Consider the following 18,321-nt stretch of genomic DNA (forward strand, 5'->3'; position numbering starts at 1 on the left):
TATTATCACTTCCTATTTTCTTTGAATTTTTCTTTATATCTTTTATTTAAGTAGCTTATAACCTCAATGCTGATATCTTTAGATACTTCCTCAATGCTCTTTTCTGCATTTATATAATAACAGTTATTAAATCTTTTTAGTAATCTCATGCTTCTCTCTTGTTGCAATATTATTTGATCTATAGGCAACTCTTTTTTCCTTTTTAACACTTCTTCAGGACTACAATCCAAATAAAATATCAAATCCGACTTAGGGACTATCCTAGAAAGCATAAAAGGCAATTTCAAAGTTGAATAGTATCTCTTAGCCTCTGGAAAAATATAATAGTCCATTGAATATCTATCAAATATTATAAAAGTGCTTTTTATTTTTTCTTTAGCTATTCTAAAATAATATAAAATTGTATAACAAAATATAAAATTATAAAAAACTTTTATATAAGACATGATCTTATCTTTTAATGTTGGTTTATATTTAAAATCAAATACATATTTTATTTCATCTGAACCATTTGTTGGATTACCTTTTGCTTTTAATGAGGGCTTTAGATGATAATAGGCTGTCTTTCTAAATGTATCATGAAAGTTATTAATCAGTACGTTAGCTACACTTGTTTTTCCGACTCCATCAGGACCTTGCAGCACTATCATACAGCCAGTAGGATTAAATATTCTCATAATTTTTCTATTGAAATTAAGTATTTTATATTTGTAAGTTCCTAACCTATCTTTTTTTCTTAGATTGTTTAACAAATCTTCTTTTAATCTTTTATTATTAGTTTCTATTATACTAAAATCTGCACTAAGACCTTGCTGAAATATTATAATACTATCCTTTGAGAAATAATTTTTAAGCATTTCATTTATGCTATCTGTTTTAATATTGTATAAATCTAGCAACTTATTCTTTTGTTTTTCCTTAAAAAATTCCTTAAGTATTTTCTTCATTATTAAATATATAAATTCATATTCCTCATTTAAAATATAAAAATTTTTATATTTTCTTGTGTTTGAAATTAAATCTATATTTTTTAGGCATATTCGTCCATCCCTAACATAATCAGTATTAAAATCTAATTGAACTGTATATAATTGATTATTATCATATGTTATTAAAACATAGTAATATGCACAGTACTCATGCCTTAATTTTTGCACTACTTTCCATCCAATTTCATTCTCTATTTCCTCAAAAATTTCTTCGATTTCTTGTATTTTATTATATTCTATAGTTATATCAATATCAGATTCAATCTGATCTGGAATCAAGTCATAAGAATGTAAAACGCAATATTTAATGTTCCTACTATATAACTTTTCAAAGAATATATTTAAAAGTTCATTTATCAAATTATCACTTCCTCTACTGAAAAATTGCTAATAATCAGATTGAATTATTCTCCTACCTCACTATCCATGACACCTAAATATTAAAAAAATAAACTTAAAGTTGGTACTTAAATACCTTTTATATAATCTCTTTGGATCTTGAAGTAATCTATATACCCATTCCAAACTTAGCTTCTGAAGTATAATAGGTGCTCTTTTTATTTTTTCTGCATAGTACTCAAAGCCTGCTCCTACACCTATCATAAGAGAACTAACTTTATCTCTATGTTCATACATCCATATCTCCTGTTTGGGTGCCCCTAACCCTACCCATACAAAATCAACATTGCTTTCATTTATAATTTTTATAATATTTTTATCTTCATTAACTGTTAATTTGATAAAAGGTGGTGAATACATTCCAACTATTTTTAAGTGTGGATAATTTTTATTTAACTTCACTTTTAATTCGTCTAAAATTTCTTGAGTGCTCCCATAAAAATAGTGTGTATATCCTGTCTTTTCTGATATCTTAAATATCTCTCCCATAAGGTCAGGTCCAGTAACCCTTTCAGCCTCCTTAAACCCTCTCCTCTTGCATATTATTGATAATGGCTTTCCATCTGGCAAAGCCATAAACCCGCCATTCTGAATTTCTCTATATTCTTCATTGTCATATGCCATAACCGTAGTATGTACATTTGACACACATATATAATTACCTTTTATATTACGTAAATTTTGCTCTATGAGGTTAATTGTTTCCCTCATATTAGTAACATTAATATCTACACCCAATATGTTACATTTTATCATTTGCATCACCTATTAATTCACTATAAATATTGTTCAAATATTTATAGTTTATTTTATCATCATAATTTTCAATAAAAGTCTTATAAGCTCCAACACTAAGTTTTTCATTTAATTCATTATCATTTATTAACATGTCAATATTTTCTTTCAAATCATCTTTGCTGCGATATTTAAACAAAAGCCCATTTTTTTTATGAGTAATGATTGCGCCTAAATTCCCTATATCTCCAGCAATTACTGGTACTCCTAATGAAAAACTTTCAACTATTGTCATTGGAAAACCTTCATACCATTGCGAAGCCATAATTATTGCTTTAGCTTTCTTTAATATTTCAAATGCTTCTTCTCTTTTCATGAACCCTAATAATTGAATATTATTAATTTTGCTATCTTTTATTAGACAATCTAATTCTTTTTTTAATGGTCCGTCCCCTAATACAATTAGTCCTGTCTCTTTAATGTCTTTCCAACTTTCTATAATCAAATCAATTCCTTTTAATTTATCTAACCTTCCTATGAAAACAAAATAATTTTCAACTTCTCGCTTTTCATCTTTTCTATTGCTTGTACCTTTTACAAAATTTGGTTTAACATGAACTTTATCATCATCCACTAGGCTTAATAACTTATTTTTGTTAAACTCAGTTAATGCAATATATCCATTAATTTTTTGATATGTTTTTAGCATTCTATGAATTTTTAACATAGTAACAATTGCAAATGTTTGCAAATATGATTTTCTATAACATTTATACTTTAAAGCTGGTGCTAATCCGTTTTTTATACACTTCTCGCAAATCAAACCATTTCTAGTTAACGTTGCTGCCGGGCAAATGAGTCTAAAGTTATGAATAGTTTGTACAACTGGTACTTTAACTTTAAAAGCAGCATAATAAACAGATGGGCTTATCAATGGCAATGTATTATGCACATGTACTATATCTATCTTTTCTTCTTTTATTATTTTTTTAACTTCTCTATATGTCTTAACAGAAAAAATACTTACAAAGAACAACTTGATTTTACCAAGTATACTTATATTCTTTATTTCATCATTATGTCTAGTATAAAATATAACCTCATGTCCATTTTCCATTAGCATTGTACTCTCATTTTCAACTACCGTATCTTCTCCACCTGGAATTAGATAGTAATTATGAACTATTAATACTTTTTGATTATTCATGAATTACTCCTTTGAGTTACTTAAAGTATTTGAATATTGATATATAACTTCTGATCAAACAATAGCTTTTGATTTCCTTAATTCTACTTTTCTAGCCTTATATTTAACATTACTAAAACTGTTATTTGTACCCTCAAACAATTCATTACGATCATTACCTTTATTAAATATACACCCCAGTACTTTGCATTTAATGGTAGCTATTTTATCTTTAATTTCACTACCCTCATTTATTTCATTAGATCCTTCCTTTAGAACAAATAAGCATCCATCAGTTGCTGCAGTTACAATCTGCGTATAACTCAAATTTATAAAGGAAGGAGCATCAATAATTAAATAATCATAGTATTTTTTTAGATATTCCATAATAGTTCTCAAATATTCGGTCTTAAACACTAAATTATAATTTTCCAAACTATTTACACCTAGTGATAACGTTGATATATTTTCCCGTTGAGAATCTATAGTATAGTTTATCAATTGTGCATCATTTATATTTCGGCTGTTACCCCCTTCTGTCTTTTCGTTATAAATAACTTGAAGCATTGCAATCAATCCGTTTGTTTTACCACCATTAATATTTTTTACTTTTACCATATCAGGCAAGCTACAATCTATAAATAATACTTTTTTTCCATGTTTAGCTAATGACATTGCTAAATTCTTAGCTATGATGGTTTTACCTTCTGTCTCGCTATTACTTGTGATGCTTATACATTTAACACCTTCTTTATTATAAGTTTCTATAATGTTGCAAAGTATTCTGTATTTTTCCATGGCAGCTTTTTTATAGTTATTTTTTTTCATGATTGCACCTTCCTTATTAACTAATAGTAACTAATACCGGTATATTTAGTATGCTAACAATTTGTTTTTCATTTCTTATCTTAAGGCAATCAATATAATTCCGGAAAAATACTATTCCAATTGCTGTTAACAATCCAAATAAAAATGCAATACCAATGTTATTAGATGCATTTGTTGCTACTGGATCTACTGACGTTTTTGCTTTATCCAGTACCTCAATTGTTCCTACTGGTAATATACTCGTACTTTCTTTAATGAAATTATTACGATATACATTAGCAATATTAGTAACATCTCTATTACTACCCGTTACTGTCAATTCAATTATTTGAGTTCCACCCATTTGAGCCACATTTACCATTCCTTTTAACTGATATGCAGAATATGTCTTAAGCTCTTTTGCAGTTTTATCTATTACCAAATTTGATTTAGCAATTTCTACATAAGTTTCTGCTATTTTCTGATATAATAAAACATCATTTTGAGTGTATTGAGAATCTTCTATAATGTTTGACTCTCCTTTAACTATTACAACAGTAGTATATGACTGATACATCGGGATTGAAAAATAAATACTCTTTGCCACCATAACGCCAGTACACAATAGTGTTAAAAATACAATGAACACTATTCTCTTCTTTAAAATTTTAATAATATCTATTAAAGTTAATGATAGTTGCTCCAATTTATTATTATTTTCCATATTTAAATCCTCCTACCTACCTGCTTTTTTTCTAAACTACTCATAAGCAACCCCGCCTTTATATTCTCCTGTTGAAATTCATACTTTATATTTTTTTACATTTTATGCAACTTATCGATTGATTATATAACTTTTGGAATATATTTACAAGCGCTAGTTTTGCCAATATAGCACATTAATAGCTATATACTACACCATACATCAAATTGCTAATTATTTTACCATTTTGAAACTATTTTATAAATAAATGTAATATACATGCACTGTCTCCATTTAATATATATAACCCTTTAAGATGTTACATATAAAGACTCACATTTCTGCATCTATCGACCTAATATGATTCTTTTATGTCATTAAAAAATCTATTCAATAATCTCAGTTCTTTTCTATACATATTTACGAGTGCTGATATTCATGTCTAAAAGTGAGGATTTACTGCAAATTAAAGTGTCCTCTAATAGTAATTATTAGTTACTATTTCCAATCGCATCACAACTGTAGCTATCTGTATATTGAAATATTATAGAATTATTAGGTTTACGGCTATGGCTCTTCCCTTGAGGCACTAAGAGATGACTGGAAGTCAGATCCTTGCTAACCTTCCTCCTAAAAACATAGCATTTAGATACTTGTTCTTTTTTATAAAAAGAGAAACTCCAATACAAAATCCTATAATAAGTGTTGTTAAAACAGGTGTGAAAATAAAATTATAGATAAAAAAATTATTCACCAAAAAATTTGGTATGGTAACTCTAGCAAGTAGTATCATAATATATGTTTGAATTATATAAATTCCTAAAGTATATTTCCCAATTATATTTATTATATTTTTATTTGCATTTTCTTTATATGTCTTGTAAGTAATGTAAATAAAAAAAACACTACCAGTTAAACCTGATAAATATCTGTAGCATATTATAAATAGTTTATTAAATATATTATCTACATATAAACTCATTCCAGTTGTATAGATATAATAGGGCTTTGTCCATCCAGTTAATAAAACTACAAATAAAATTATACAACTAATTCCTATAAAATCGTTATATTTTCTAAGCTTAATTTTATGTTTATTTAATAGATATCCCAATACAAAATATGGATACATAAATTTAACATACACTAAATTAAACCCTTCAGGAAGACTTAAAATTAAAATCGCCATAATAGCATAAATAAATACATTATCCATAAAGTATTTATGAACAAAAACAACTATCAATGTTATAACAAACAAAGTAAATAGAAACCAAAAGCTACTTATATATCTGTTAATTAAATTTACTATACTAATTGAATTTCCAGTCAATAAATGAGTTAATAGATAATAAGTAGTAGACCAACAAACTATAGGTACAACTAATTGCTTGATTTTATTAATAATTACCTTGCTACATCTTTTATTGGATACGCTATATAAAAATAAGTATCCACCAATAAACACAAATAATGGCATATGAAATGTGTAGATGAAAATGAAAATTGGATTAAGAAAAAAATCAAATTCTCCATTGTTGGCAAACTGGATAGTGTGTCCCCAAACTACTAACAAAATAATTAATCCTTTCAGAAAATCTATTCTGTTATTTCTCTTTAATATATTATTCATAATATTAACCTCACAAAAACAAACTATTTTTTGATGCTTTCGCCTTTAATCCCTTCTTTATAAATTTATATCCAAATATTAAATTTTCATCTTTAATTATAATTATTATTGTTAAATACACTACTCCGCCTACTACAACAATAATAATACTACTTGTTATTGTTGTAGCATTATTCGAAAATATTACCAAAATTATAGAAAACATTATTAAAGATGAAATCAAGTACTTTCCAACTGGTTTAAATAATCGTTTTATACTTATTATATCTTTCACAAAATATAACATCAAAAATGCACCTGTATATTGTGCCAAAACAGACGCTATTGTTGTTCCTACACCTTCATACTTATTGGTATAAATAGTCTTACTGAATATTTAAAATGTCTTACTATATTATGCTTTTGGGGTAAAACAAAATAAATATTTTTAGGGATTTCAAACCATATTATGACTTGTCCAATAAATTGCGTTCCACCTAATATTAATGCATAAAGCCAAACTTGAGTTAATATGTTCTGAGCATTTTCTGTTTCAACACCAATTACAATTCTACTAGCATTAAGAGTATCTCTAACCGCGGTTCCCTGTGTTAAAAATTCAGGATTTGAAGCTACTTCAACATTTACATCATTTAATAAATTTCCCTTTAAAATTTCTTCAACTCTGTCATTAGTCCCTATGGGCACTGTATATTTTATTACAACTAAACAATCTTGTTCTATATTTCCAGCTATTTGATTAACTACAGCAAATACATAATCTAAATTCGCTGACCCATCTTCTCTTTCTGGGGTTCCAACTCCAATAAATATTACATCTGCATTTTTATAAGCTTTGCATAATCACTACTTATAATTTTCCCTGAACCACTCATAAGACATCTTAACCCCATCTTCCAACTCAACCTTATACTTCCACCCAGTTCCATCCAACTTCCCAATATCTAATAACTTCTTCATTGTCCCATCCGGCTTCTCACTATTAAACTTCAACTCACCGCTAAATCCAACAACCTTCTTAACCAACTCTGCCAATTCCCCTATAGAAACCTCATTACCAGTCCCCACATTAACATGCTCTTCCCCATCATAATTCTCCATCAAAAACACACAAGCATCCGCCATATCATCTACATACAAAAACTCTCTAAGCGGCTTTCCACTTCCCCAAACCTCTACGAAAGGCCTATCATTAACCTTAGCCTCATGAAATTTTCTAATAAGCGCAGGCATAACATGTGAATTATTCAAGTCAAAATTATCATTGGGCCCATAAAGATTAGTTGGCATACAACTTATAAAATTATCACCATATTGCCTCTTAAAAAACTGACACATTTTAAGTCCTGCTATCTTTGCTATTGCATAAGCTTCATTTGTTTGCTCTAAATATCCTGAAAGTAAATATTCTTCCTTTATTGGTTGAGCACACATTTTGGGATATATACAAGAACTCCCTAAAAATAATAGTTTCTCAACTTTAAAATCATGAGCTGCTTTTATAACATTATTTTGTATTTCTGTGTTTTCATATATAAAGTCCGCAGGATACGTACTGTTAGCATGTATCCCTCCAACTTTCGCTGCTGCCAAAAATATATACTCTGGTTTTTCTTCTTCAAAAAAACTTCTAACCTCTTGTTGGTTAGTTAAATTCAATTCACTATGAGTTTTTTTGATTATATTCATATATCCTTTTACCTTAAGGTTTCTAACTATAGCTGAACCTACAAGACCTCTATGCCCTGCAACATATATTTTACTATCTTTGTTCATTAACTCACATCCTTACTTTGTAGTAGCCGCTTACTGCTACTTAGTTGTAGCGGCTTACTGCTACTTAGTTGTAGCGGCTTACGGCTACTTGGTAGTAGCAGCTTCAGCCTGTGCAATAAAATCATCTGAACTGATTCCTGCGATTTCTCTCATATCACCATCCACCATCATCTTAACTAATTCTCTAAAGCTAACTTCTCTCTCCCATCCAAGTTCCATCTCTGCCTTTGTACTATCTCCCCAAAGAAGTTCAACTTCTGCTGGTCTAAAATATCTTGAATTTATATCGACATATAATTTTCCTGTTTCCTTATCGTATCCTTTTTCATCTATGCCAGTGCCTTTCCATTCTATTTCTATGTGTACCTCTTTAAATGCAAGTTCAACAAACTCTCTAACTGTATGTGTTTCATTTGTTGCTATAACATAATCATGGGGCTTATCTTGTTGAAGCATTAACCACATAGCTTGTACATAATCCCCTGCATATCCCCAATCTCTTTTTGCATCCATATTTCCAAGAGATAATTTCTCTTGCTTCCCTGCCATTATACTTGCAACAGCCCTTGTAACTTTTCTTGTAAGAAAAGTCTCTCCACGCCTTGGAGACTCATGATTAAAAAGGATTCCATTACAAGCAAACAAACCATAGGATTCTCTATAATTTATAGTTATCCAATAGGAATACAATTTTGCAACTCCATATGGACTTTTCGGGTAAAATGGAGTTTTTTCGCTTTGTGGTGCTGTTCCTGGAATTCCCCCAAAAAGCTCTGATGTTGATGCTTGATAAAATTTACATTTCAATCCGCTTTCTTTTATGGCATCTAATATTCTAAGCGTTCCCATACCATCTGTATCTGCAGTATATTCAGGAACATCAAAGGATACTTGCACATGACTTTGTGCTCCTAAGTTATATATTTCATCTGGTCTTATCTTTTCAATTAATCTATTTAAGTTACTTGAATCTGTTAAATCCCCATGATGCAAAAATAATGTTTTATTTCCTATTTCCTTATTTTCGAACAAATGATCTAGCCTCTTTGTATTAAAAGAGCTAGCACGTCGTATTATTCCATGTACTTCATAACCCTTTTCTAATAAAAATTCTGTTAAATATGAACCATCCTGGCCAGTTATTCCAGTAATTAATGCTTTCTTCATTTAAAATACTCCCCTCAATATTGACTAATTTACATTTTATGTAATCACGTTCAATTGATTATATATCTTTTGTAATTTATTTACAAACATTTTTTTTCCTAATTTAGAACATTAATAGCCAAATACTCCATCATACATCAAATTGCTGATTATTTTTACCATTTTAAAACTATTTTATAAATAAATGTAATGTTTATTTCACTAGAATTATAAGTGATAATATTATAGTAAATACGCACAAAAGACACACGTTGTATTGAATACATCTTGTGCCTTTTGTTTAGAATTTAATTAATCTTAACTAATTCTATTTTTCAGCTCTCTTAAACTCTCCATTCCATCTTTCTTACCCACAAATATCATATCGTCACTTTCAACCACATATATATCCTGAAGTCCTGAAATAACTATAGGTTTACCATTACTAATAATAATATTATTGCTACATTCAAAGTTTATTACACTACCCATACATACATTGTTATAGAAATCTTTTTCCCTATATCTTTCAATTGCTCCCCAGCTCCCTACATCATCCCATCCAAAATCCCCGGGAATAACGTATATGTCTTTTGCTTTCTCCATAATTCCAAAATCTACAGATATGCTGTCTACATTATTGTATTTTTCTTCTAATACTCTATAATAATCTTCTTCTCTCGTTGCTGCTATTTCACATAACACTTCAAAAGTGTTTATCAAATACTTTCTTGTAAGTCTTAAAATATTGTCGGCCTTCCAAATAAACATTCCACCATTCCAAAGATAGTTTCCATCTTCTAAATACTGCTCCGCCTTAAGTAAGTCTGGCTTTTCTACAAACTTTTTCACCTGTCGTATTTCACAACCATTTATTGCACACTGCATACGGCTATAATTTATATATCCATAGCCCGTTTCCGGTCTATTGGGTTTTATACCTATTGTAACTATAGCTTCAGTATTTTCATCCACAAATTTATCAGCAGAATCTAATACCTCTAAAAAATTATCTTCATCCTTTATAAGATGATCTGATGGTAACACCGCTATGGTAGCATCTTTATATATTTTGTTAATATGAAAAGCAGATAGCGCTATGCAGGGTGCTGTATTTTTCCCTACTGGCTCTAAGATAATGTTTCTAGTTGGCAAGTTAGGTAACTGTTCCTTAACTAATTCCATATACCGCGTGCCTGTTACTATAAATATCCTCTCAATAGGAATAAGCTTTTCTAATCTTTTCACACTCATTTGAATCATTGTGTCTTCACCAATAAGTTTCAAAAACTGTTTTGGTTTTTCCAGCGTAGATAAAGGCCAAAATCTTGTTCCTTTCCCACCAGCCATTATTAATGCACATAGCATACAGTCACCCCCTTTTAGCATAATTAATTTTGTTCAATAGAAGCTGCAACCTCAATATCAGATCTCATTATTCCCTTATAATACTTCAAAGTCTCCTTAATCCCATCTTCCATACTAAACTCAACTTTCCAGCCTAATTTTTCTTCCGCTCTTTTATTATCTAAATAACTATAAAGTATATCCCCTTTTCTTTCTTCTTTATGAATTACATCAACCTTACTTCTTGAGATATCTTTCATAACTTTATATAGTTCATTAACAGTAATTGCTTTATTAGTACTTATATTCATAAGCTCATTATTGCCTTTGTGTAATGCAAGTATATTAGCTCGTGCTATATCCTTCACATAAATAAAGTCTCTAGTTTGCTCACCATCTCCAAATATAAAAGGTGTTTCATTATTTAATAATTTATCAACAAATATTGAAACCACACCACCCTCACCTTTAGGATCTTGTCTTACACCATAGACATTGGCATATCTAAATATAGTGTAATTAAACCCATATAACTGTGCATAAATTTTTATATAATGCTCTGGTGTGTGCTTTGAAATTCCATAAAAAGATATAGGTTCAACCGGATGATTTTCATCTACTGGAAGATACTTTGGTTCTCCATATACTGCAGCGGAAGAAGGATATATTAACTTTCTCACCCCATATTCTCTGCAACATTCTAATATATTAATAGTTCCCACTATATTGTTTTCTGCATCAAAAGCTGGTTTTTTCAGTGAAGTTTGTATATCTATTTGAGCTGCATGATGTATAACTACTTCTGGCCGCTCTACTTCAAAAACTAATTTTAATCTATCCATTTCCGTTATATCACATTTATAAAATGTAGCTTCCTTATTTATATTTTTTTCATTTCCAGCAGATAAATTATCTACTATACATACATGATGATTTAACTCAATTAACCCATCCACTATATGTGAAGCTATAAATCCCGCTCCCCCAGTTACTAATACTCTCATCTTTAATTGCCCCCCAAGTTACCCTAATTTCTACCTTGCCCCTTCATCCCCAAACAATACTTTCACTGTCTTTAAGATAAGCCAAATATCTATCCATGTATTTCTTTGTTCTATATACTTAACATCCATTTCCATCCACTCCTCAAAACTAACATCACTTCTTCCACTTACCTGCCAGTAACAAGTGAGCCCTGGTTTTGCAACTAATCTTTGTTTATGAAAGGAGCTAAACTGTGCTACTTCTTTAGGCAGACTTGGTCTTGGTCCTACTATTGACATTTCACCCTTTAATATATTAAAAAGCTGAGGTAACTCATCTATACTTGTCTTTCTTATAAATTTCCCTACTTTAGTTACCCTTGGATCATCTTTTATTTTAAACATAGGTCCTGACATTTCGTTTTTATCTTTAAGCTTTTCTAGGAGAAATTCTGCATCTGTACACATAGATCTAAATTTATACATCATAAATCCTTTACCATCAAGGCCGACTCTCTCCTGTGCGAAAAAAACAGTTCCCTTGGAACTTAATTTAATCCAAATTGCCACTACAATTATCACCGGAAGTAGTAATAAAATCCCACACAAGGCGCCTATAACATCAATCATTCTTTTAATTACAAAGTACCTTCGATTTTTACCATATTTACTAACAGTTTCCATCTCAACCGAATCTAATTTTATTCCTAATTCCTCCACTTATATCCTCCTACCTTCCTGTGATATTAAAATCCCTTTACTTGCTCCCACTTATAAAGTATTGGTATCGTTCTATATAAATATTCACATATTTTTAATAATATTACATTATTTCAAACTTGATATATACATGTACTTTATTATTGTAAATTTATGGTAACATATTATAGTCACGTCTCAGTCCTTACTTACTCTCATTTAATTCTTAGGATAATCATAAATAAAACTTATATCAGTCACACTCCAGTCACAATCAATTTAAAAATCGCACAAAAAAAAACATAACGTTTAAAACGTTATGTTTTCTTAATTACTAAAGTAGGAGCGTAACACTAATTTGGTACGGCAATCTTTAAATTTAAACTTATATTTTTTATTTAATATAAAACACAATGGATTCATATGGTCTTAAAGTTAAGCTTTTAATATTATTTACAGTATCACAATAATTAGATAACAATATTTCAGACTTACCTTGAAGACTTAACCCCTCTGGTAAATTAAAAATAGTATCTTTCCCATAGAAATTATTTATAACTAACAGTTTCTCATCGTTATAATATCTCACATAAGCAAAAATCTGAGAATCCTCTTCTAATATAGGTTTAAAATCACCATAAGAAATAACATCATATTCTTTTCTAAGCTCAATAAGCCTTTTGTAATGATAAAAAATAGAATCACTATCCTCTAAAGCTTTTTCTACATTTATCTCACTATAATTATCACTTACTGATATATAAGGCTCTCCTGTAGTAAATCCAGCATTCTTTGTCCCGTTCCACTGAACTGGAGTACGTGCATTGTCCCTAGATTTTGATCCTAAAATCTTAATTGTTTCTGCGTCGGAAGTACCTTCAGCCTTCAATATATTATAATAATTAATGGATTCAACATCTTTATATAGTTCGATTTTATCAAAGTGAGGGTTAGTCATCCCTATCTCTTCACCTTGGTAAATGTATGGAGTTCCTCTTAGCATATGCATTGTTGTCGCTAACATCTTTGCAGACTCCTTACGGTATTTAGTGTCATCTCCAAAACGTGATACAATACGTGGCTGATCATGATTGCACCAAAATAGTGCATTCCATCCACCACTCTCTTGAATTCCAATCTGCCAAGCACTAAGAATTTCTTTTAACTTAAAAAAATCAAAATCCATAAGGCTCCATTTATCACCATCTTTATAATCAACTTTAAGATGATGGAAATTAAACACCATAGATAATTCCTTCTCCTGTGGATTTGAATATCTGCTACAATTATCTATAGTTGTAGAGGACATCTCTCCAACAGTGATAATATCTTCATCACGTCCAAAAGTTTTACTGTTAAGCTCTTTTAAATATTCGTGAATTTTAGCACCATCTGTGTAAAAATGCCTGCCATCTCCTACATAATCATTTTCATATTTTTCCGGCTTTGAAATTAAATTAATTACATCAAAACGAAAGCCCTTTACGCCTTTTTCCATCCAAAAATTAACCACCTGAAATAATTCTTTTTTAAGTTCTTCATTTTCCCAATTAAGATCAGCTTGTTTTACGTCAAATAAGTGCAAATAATATTCTTTGAATTTACTTGCATATTCCCATGCTGAACCACCAAACTTAGAAATCCAGTTTGTAGGTTCGCACCCTTTTACAGGCTCTTTAAAAATATAATAATCTTTATATTTCTGGTCACCCTTCATAGCATTTTTGAACCATTTATGCTCCGTTGATGTATGATTAAATACCATGTCTAGCATCACTTCTATTCCAGATTTTTTAGCTTCTGCTACCATTTCCTCAAAATCTTCCATAGTTCCAAATCGTTCATCAATATTTAAGTAGTCAGCAACATCATACCCATTGTCTACTTGTGGGGAAATATAAAATGGAGTTAACCATATATAGTCTACTCCTAAGTTTTTTAAATAATTCATTTTTTCTGTTACGCCTTTTAAGTCGCCAATTCCATCTCCGCTAGAATCCTTGAAGGATCTTGGATATATTTCATAAACTACACTTTTTTTAAAATCTTTCATAATTCTAACTCTCCTTTAAATATAGACTACATACAATCTATGTAGTCTATAAATTATTTCCTCTTCTAATCCTCTTGTGAAAATTTTGCTGCGAATTTTGTTTTAGATAGAACAAGAGTTAATATAAATGGAATTACAACTGCAACTACCATTGCTGCTGCAAAAATCATCATAAATTCAGGTTTAATAGATAGTATTCCTGGAAGTCCACCAACACCAATTGAATTTGCCATAACTCCTGAAGCCACTGATATTACACCTGCAATTGATGAACCTATCATAGCTGCTACGAAAGGATACACATATTTCAAATTAATACCAAACATAGCCGGTTCTGTTACTCCAAGATAACAAGAAATAGCAGCTGGAATAGATACTTGTTCTTCTTCAGGTTTAATCTTTTTATTTATACGTATCATTGCCATAACTGCAGATCCTTGAGCTATGTTTGAAAGTGCTATCATTGGCCATAAATTTGTTCCGCCAAATTCAGCCATAAGCTGTAAATCAATAGCATTTGTCATGTGATGGAGTCCTGTAATTACAAGTGGTGCATAAAGGAATCCAAACACTGATGCAAATAACCATCCAAAAGCAGAAGTTAAACTGCTATAAACTACATTTGATATAGCTGATCCTATTGCCCAACCTATTGGCCCTAAAATAGTATGTGCTATTATTACAGTTGGTACAAGCGCTAGGAAAGGTACCACTATCATTGATATATATTCTGGTACAATCTTACGAACATTTCTTTCTAGGATTGCTAAAACAAATCCTGCAAGTATGGCTGGAATAACTTGCGCTTGATATCCTATCATTTGAATCTGGAAAAATCCAAAATCCCAAAATGGAATCTTTGACGCTACAGTACCCGCAACATCATAAGCATTTAATAACTGAGGAGATACAAGCGTAAGACCTAATACAATTCCGAGTATTTCAGTAGTTCCCATCTTCTTAGCAATTGACCATGTTATTCCTACAGGTAAGAAGAAGAATATAGCTTCACCAATTAACCAAAGAAATGAATGAACTCCCGCCCAAAATGGATATATTTGAGTTATTGATTTTGTTCCTTCCTCAAGGAATTTAATATCTCCAATTACATTACGAAAACCAAGGATTAATCCTCCAACTACAAGGGCTGGAATAAGCGGTGTAAATATTTCTGCTAAATTAGCAAGCATTCTTTGAACGAAATTCATATTACCTTTTGCTGCAACCTTTGCATTTGCTTTACTCACTCCATCTACTCCTGAAATCTCTACAAAAGTATTATAAAAATCAGTTACTTCATTTCCTATAATAACCTGGAATTGTCCAGCTTGTACAAAAGTTCCTTTTACCCCTTTAATTGCTCTTATCTTTTTAACATCTGCTTTTTCATCATCCTTAAGGACAAATCTCATACGTGTTACGCAATGAGATACCGCAGAAATATTTTCTTTGCCACCAATATGTTCTAATAACTCTTGTGAAGCTTGTGTAAATTTACTCATATGTAATACCCCCTATATAATTTGATTTTAATTTATTAAAACGTTATCTACTTGTCTATACAAGTTGTCTATATATTTATAATAGCTTATATATACAAGTTCGTCAATAGATTTTCGAAAATAATGTAAACGATATAACAAAAAACTCCACTCTCATAGATTTCTCTATAAAAATGGAGTTAATTCAACTTGTAACATTATTGCTACTAAGTTCCATCATTGATGTATTTTCAATTTCCTTAGCTTCTATTCCAATCTCAATCAATATTCCACCACACTCATCGCACTTTTGATTAATACTCGTGTTAGCCGTGTACCAAATATGATCACATTTTTTACAAACTAGCCTTATCATAATTAACCCCCTAGATTTTCATTAAGCATTAGATTCTTCCTCTTCTTTCCCCGCCCATGTATGAAAATCAATTCTTCTATCTTCGTCTGCACCCCTCAGTGCCTCTTCAATCAGCATCATAAGTTCAAGGCAACTGCAAAAATGTCTTGTTTGTTTGCCTTCCAACCATTGAATTGTCCCCTGCCAACTTTTATTTTGCCTGTATTTTATCCTTAATAAAAAGGAGGTTGATGCTTCTATTGAAATTCTTTCTACTTCATCTATAACACCCTACCCCCTTTTAAATTTCTTAGGATTTTTGGTACATTCCATGAGCGCATCTGTTCAATAGGCTTCAGGAATTTTAATTGATCTAATTTCCCATTGATTAATAGGATAAGCTCAACTAAACTTCTAAAATCCTTTGTCTCACCGGATTCGCAGTGCTGAATTTTACCATGAACATCACCATCATTACTTTCCATAACATTTAAGATAAAATCGGACTTCTTGTTGCCCTTCATTTCCATAATCAATTCTCCTTACTTGCATACCTTATATTGTATGTATTTAAATGGTAACATATGTTAATCTCAACTTAAACCTTGTTTACTCTCATTTAATTCTTATACTAATCACATCTGAGACTTATATTAGTCACAACCCAGTCACAACTATATAAAAGATTAAAAAAAGCATAACGCTTTAAACGTTATGTTTTTCTAATTCTTTAATCAGACACTGATAATTCTTCATTACATGAATCAGTGCAATTGATTGGTTTTAATAATGTTTCTACAACTAGCTCCTTTGAAGCAAAGTCTATTTGATATTTATTTAAAATTCGAGCTAATACCATTTCCGCTTGCTCAAATGTTGCTCCAGGAAGTAGCACAAGTATTTGAGACTCACTCCATTTTGATACAACATCACCTTCTCGAAGACCTTGTATTAATAGATTGAGTATTGATCCCATTCCCTTCGTTAATACTTTACTATCTTGTTTTCTATGTTTTACCCTAGACACAGTAAACATTCCCATAAATACAGTTTCCTCAGTCCTTGCTGCTCTACGGCATGCTAATTTATAAAAAGAAATAAAAGTATCTGCCTCACAAAAGAAAGCACCATCGGAATCAGGCCTATCCATCATCATTTCTTGAATAGAACTTAAGTCTAATGAAATATTGTCATCCGTGCTTTTAATCTGCTGATATAAGTTACGTAAATCAGATGATGGTTTTACCCCCATCTCTTTGTATAGCTTAGATGTTACATATTCATATTGACTCTGCGCTTGCTTTATATTACCATCCTCAAGAAGTGCTTCAATATAAATTATATGTAAGCTTTCTTCAAATGAATCAATCATTAATGCCTCTTCACATACTTTTAAAATATCCTCAGTTCTTCCATAATGTTTTAGCAGTTTTGTCACCCTACCTATTATATCCATGTAAATACGCCTGTAATAGTTTCTAATTGGAATTATCCATTCATTGTAGGCGTCTTCGGAAAGGTAATCCCCTTTATATAAAATTAACGCCTTTTGATAGGTTTCAATTGCATTGTAGAAATTATCATTTTTCTCATAACCCTTACCTTGTTTATAAAGCTCCTCGAACTCATCAACATCTGTCCAATAATGGAAATCTTTATTCCAGCTATAACACCCTTGCGAATAATTTATAATTGACTCTCCATCTTTATTTACTCCTTCATAATTTAAAAGCATTCTAAGTCTATAAATAAGATTTTGCAAAGCTTTTATAGGATTATCACATTCCTTATCACTCCATAAAATTTCAAAAAAATTTTCTTGTACAATTCTTTTATTTCTATACGTAAGAATATACTTAAATAAATTCCACAGCTGCTGTGAACGTTTGCAATCATTTGAAAGCACCTTTTTTCCTGATTTCACTTCAAAACAACCTAGCGTATATACTTTAAGACAATCTGCAGCATCATTGCAATCACAGTTTAAATCATTTGCTAACAAGCGATCCCCCCCTGTATATTATAATTA

Annotated in this window: 18 protein-coding genes and 1 pseudogene; all 19 read right to left on the reverse strand. The window is 30.4% G+C overall.

Features of this window, described 5'->3' with window-relative positions:
• Positions 1-5: 5 nt before the first annotated feature.
• Positions 6-1,349 carry a nucleoside/nucleotide kinase family protein gene (locus ACREWB_RS12265; protein WP_431547723.1) on the reverse strand — a complete coding sequence of 448 codons (1,344 nt, stop codon included), beginning with the start codon at positions 1,347-1,349 and terminating at the stop codon, positions 6-8.
• 60 nt (positions 1,350-1,409) lie between these two features.
• Positions 1,410-2,144, reverse strand: coding sequence for a WecB/TagA/CpsF family glycosyltransferase (locus tag ACREWB_RS12270; protein ID WP_431547724.1), 735 nt, complete (start codon positions 2,142-2,144; stop codon positions 1,410-1,412).
• Positions 2,131-3,330, reverse strand: coding sequence for a glycosyltransferase family 4 protein (locus tag ACREWB_RS12275; RefSeq protein ID WP_431547725.1), 1,200 nt, complete (start codon positions 3,328-3,330; stop codon positions 2,131-2,133). The genes ACREWB_RS12270 and ACREWB_RS12275 overlap by 14 nt, the downstream gene beginning before the upstream one ends.
• A gap of 54 nt (positions 3,331-3,384) precedes the next feature.
• Complete coding sequence (locus tag ACREWB_RS12280; RefSeq protein ID WP_431547726.1) at positions 3,385-4,137, reverse strand: AAA family ATPase; 753 nt, start codon at positions 4,135-4,137, stop codon at positions 3,385-3,387.
• Positions 4,138-4,153: 16 nt separating this feature from the next.
• Positions 4,154-4,840 (reverse strand): YveK family protein, encoded by a 687-nt coding sequence (locus tag ACREWB_RS12285; protein ID WP_431547727.1) that lies wholly within the window; start codon positions 4,838-4,840, stop codon positions 4,154-4,156.
• A gap of 586 nt (positions 4,841-5,426) precedes the next feature.
• On the reverse strand, positions 5,427-6,452 hold the full coding sequence (locus ACREWB_RS12290; RefSeq protein ID WP_431547728.1) for an acyltransferase family protein: 1,026 nt from the start codon (positions 6,450-6,452) through the stop codon (positions 5,427-5,429).
• A gap of 10 nt (positions 6,453-6,462) precedes the next feature.
• Positions 6,463-6,726 (reverse strand): hypothetical protein, encoded by a 264-nt coding sequence (locus tag ACREWB_RS12295; RefSeq protein WP_503417246.1) that lies wholly within the window; start codon positions 6,724-6,726, stop codon positions 6,463-6,465.
• A 221-nt stretch (positions 6,727-6,947) separates the two neighbouring features.
• A pseudogene (locus ACREWB_RS12300) lies at positions 6,948-7,286 on the reverse strand (UDP-glucose 6-dehydrogenase); the annotation flags it as partial.
• Between the two features lie 12 nt (positions 7,287-7,298).
• On the reverse strand, positions 7,299-8,228 hold the full coding sequence (locus ACREWB_RS12305) for a GDP-L-fucose synthase family protein (protein ID WP_431547730.1): 930 nt from the start codon (positions 8,226-8,228) through the stop codon (positions 7,299-7,301).
• An 84-nt stretch (positions 8,229-8,312) separates the two neighbouring features.
• Positions 8,313-9,395, reverse strand: a complete 1,083-nt coding sequence (gmd, locus tag ACREWB_RS12310; protein ID WP_431547731.1) for a GDP-mannose 4,6-dehydratase — start codon at positions 9,393-9,395, stop codon at positions 8,313-8,315.
• 297 nt (positions 9,396-9,692) lie between these two features.
• On the reverse strand, positions 9,693-10,742 hold the full coding sequence (locus ACREWB_RS12315; protein WP_431547732.1) for a mannose-1-phosphate guanylyltransferase: 1,050 nt from the start codon (positions 10,740-10,742) through the stop codon (positions 9,693-9,695).
• A 23-nt stretch (positions 10,743-10,765) separates the two neighbouring features.
• A complete protein-coding gene (locus tag ACREWB_RS12320) occupies positions 10,766-11,725 on the reverse strand; it encodes an NAD-dependent epimerase/dehydratase family protein (protein ID WP_431547733.1) in 960 nt (319 codons plus the stop codon).
• Positions 11,726-11,755: 30 nt separating this feature from the next.
• Positions 11,756-12,424 (reverse strand): sugar transferase, encoded by a 669-nt coding sequence (locus tag ACREWB_RS12325; protein ID WP_431547734.1) that lies wholly within the window; start codon positions 12,422-12,424, stop codon positions 11,756-11,758.
• A 373-nt stretch (positions 12,425-12,797) separates the two neighbouring features.
• Entirely contained in the window at positions 12,798-14,456 is a 1,659-nt protein-coding gene (gene treC, locus ACREWB_RS12330) for an alpha,alpha-phosphotrehalase (protein ID WP_431547735.1), read from the reverse strand.
• 65 nt (positions 14,457-14,521) lie between these two features.
• Complete coding sequence (gene treP / locus ACREWB_RS12335) at positions 14,522-15,958, reverse strand: PTS system trehalose-specific EIIBC component (RefSeq protein ID WP_431547736.1); 1,437 nt, start codon at positions 15,956-15,958, stop codon at positions 14,522-14,524.
• A 184-nt stretch (positions 15,959-16,142) separates the two neighbouring features.
• The gene (locus ACREWB_RS12340) at positions 16,143-16,313 is read right to left on the reverse strand and encodes a hypothetical protein (RefSeq protein WP_431547737.1); all 171 of its coding nucleotides are present in this window, start codon (positions 16,311-16,313) and stop codon (positions 16,143-16,145) included.
• Between the two features lie 21 nt (positions 16,314-16,334).
• Positions 16,335-16,478 (reverse strand): hypothetical protein, encoded by a 144-nt coding sequence (locus ACREWB_RS12345; protein ID WP_431547738.1) that lies wholly within the window; start codon positions 16,476-16,478, stop codon positions 16,335-16,337.
• A gap of 95 nt (positions 16,479-16,573) precedes the next feature.
• Positions 16,574-16,822, reverse strand: a complete 249-nt coding sequence (locus ACREWB_RS12350; RefSeq protein ID WP_431547739.1) for a hypothetical protein — start codon at positions 16,820-16,822, stop codon at positions 16,574-16,576.
• 200 nt (positions 16,823-17,022) lie between these two features.
• The gene (locus ACREWB_RS12355; RefSeq protein WP_431547740.1) at positions 17,023-18,294 is read right to left on the reverse strand and encodes a bacterial transcriptional activator domain-containing protein; all 1,272 of its coding nucleotides are present in this window, start codon (positions 18,292-18,294) and stop codon (positions 17,023-17,025) included.
• Positions 18,295-18,321 lie beyond the last annotated feature (27 nt).

Origin of the sequence: Clostridium sp. (genome assembly GCF_050717635.1) — a bacterium.
Lineage (GTDB): Bacteria > Bacillota > Clostridia > Clostridiales > Clostridiaceae > Clostridium_AD.

Excerpts from the sequence above, each read along its gene's own strand:
- gmd (WP_431547731.1), bottom strand. The coding sequence starts at position 9,395 with ATGAAGAAAGCATTAATTACTGGAATAACTGGCCAGGATGGTTCATAT.
- ACREWB_RS12280 (WP_431547726.1), bottom strand. The coding sequence starts at position 4,137 with ATGAAAAAAAATAACTATAAAAAAGCTGCCATGGAAAAATACAGAATA.
- ACREWB_RS12320 (WP_431547733.1), bottom strand. The coding sequence starts at position 11,725 with ATGAGAGTATTAGTAACTGGGGGAGCGGGATTTATAGCTTCACATATA.
- ACREWB_RS12305 (WP_431547730.1), bottom strand. The coding sequence starts at position 8,228 with ATGAACAAAGATAGTAAAATATATGTTGCAGGGCATAGAGGTCTTGTA.
- treC (WP_431547735.1), bottom strand. The coding sequence starts at position 14,456 with ATGAAAGATTTTAAAAAAAGTGTAGTTTATGAAATATATCCAAGATCC.
- ACREWB_RS12285 (WP_431547727.1), bottom strand. The coding sequence starts at position 4,840 with ATGGAAAATAATAATAAATTGGAGCAACTATCATTAACTTTAATAGAT.
- treP (WP_431547736.1), bottom strand. The coding sequence starts at position 15,958 with ATGAGTAAATTTACACAAGCTTCACAAGAGTTATTAGAACATATTGGT.
- ACREWB_RS12315 (WP_431547732.1), bottom strand. The coding sequence starts at position 10,742 with ATGCTATGTGCATTAATAATGGCTGGTGGGAAAGGAACAAGATTTTGG.
- ACREWB_RS12275 (WP_431547725.1), bottom strand. The coding sequence starts at position 3,330 with ATGAATAATCAAAAAGTATTAATAGTTCATAATTACTATCTAATTCCA.
- ACREWB_RS12340 (WP_431547737.1), bottom strand. The coding sequence starts at position 16,313 with ATGATAAGGCTAGTTTGTAAAAAATGTGATCATATTTGGTACACGGCT.
- ACREWB_RS12290 (WP_431547728.1), bottom strand. The coding sequence starts at position 6,452 with ATGAATAATATATTAAAGAGAAATAACAGAATAGATTTTCTGAAAGGA.
- ACREWB_RS12270 (WP_431547724.1), bottom strand. The coding sequence starts at position 2,144 with ATGATAAAATGTAACATATTGGGTGTAGATATTAATGTTACTAATATG.
- ACREWB_RS12350 (WP_431547739.1), bottom strand. The coding sequence starts at position 16,822 with ATGGAAATGAAGGGCAACAAGAAGTCCGATTTTATCTTAAATGTTATG.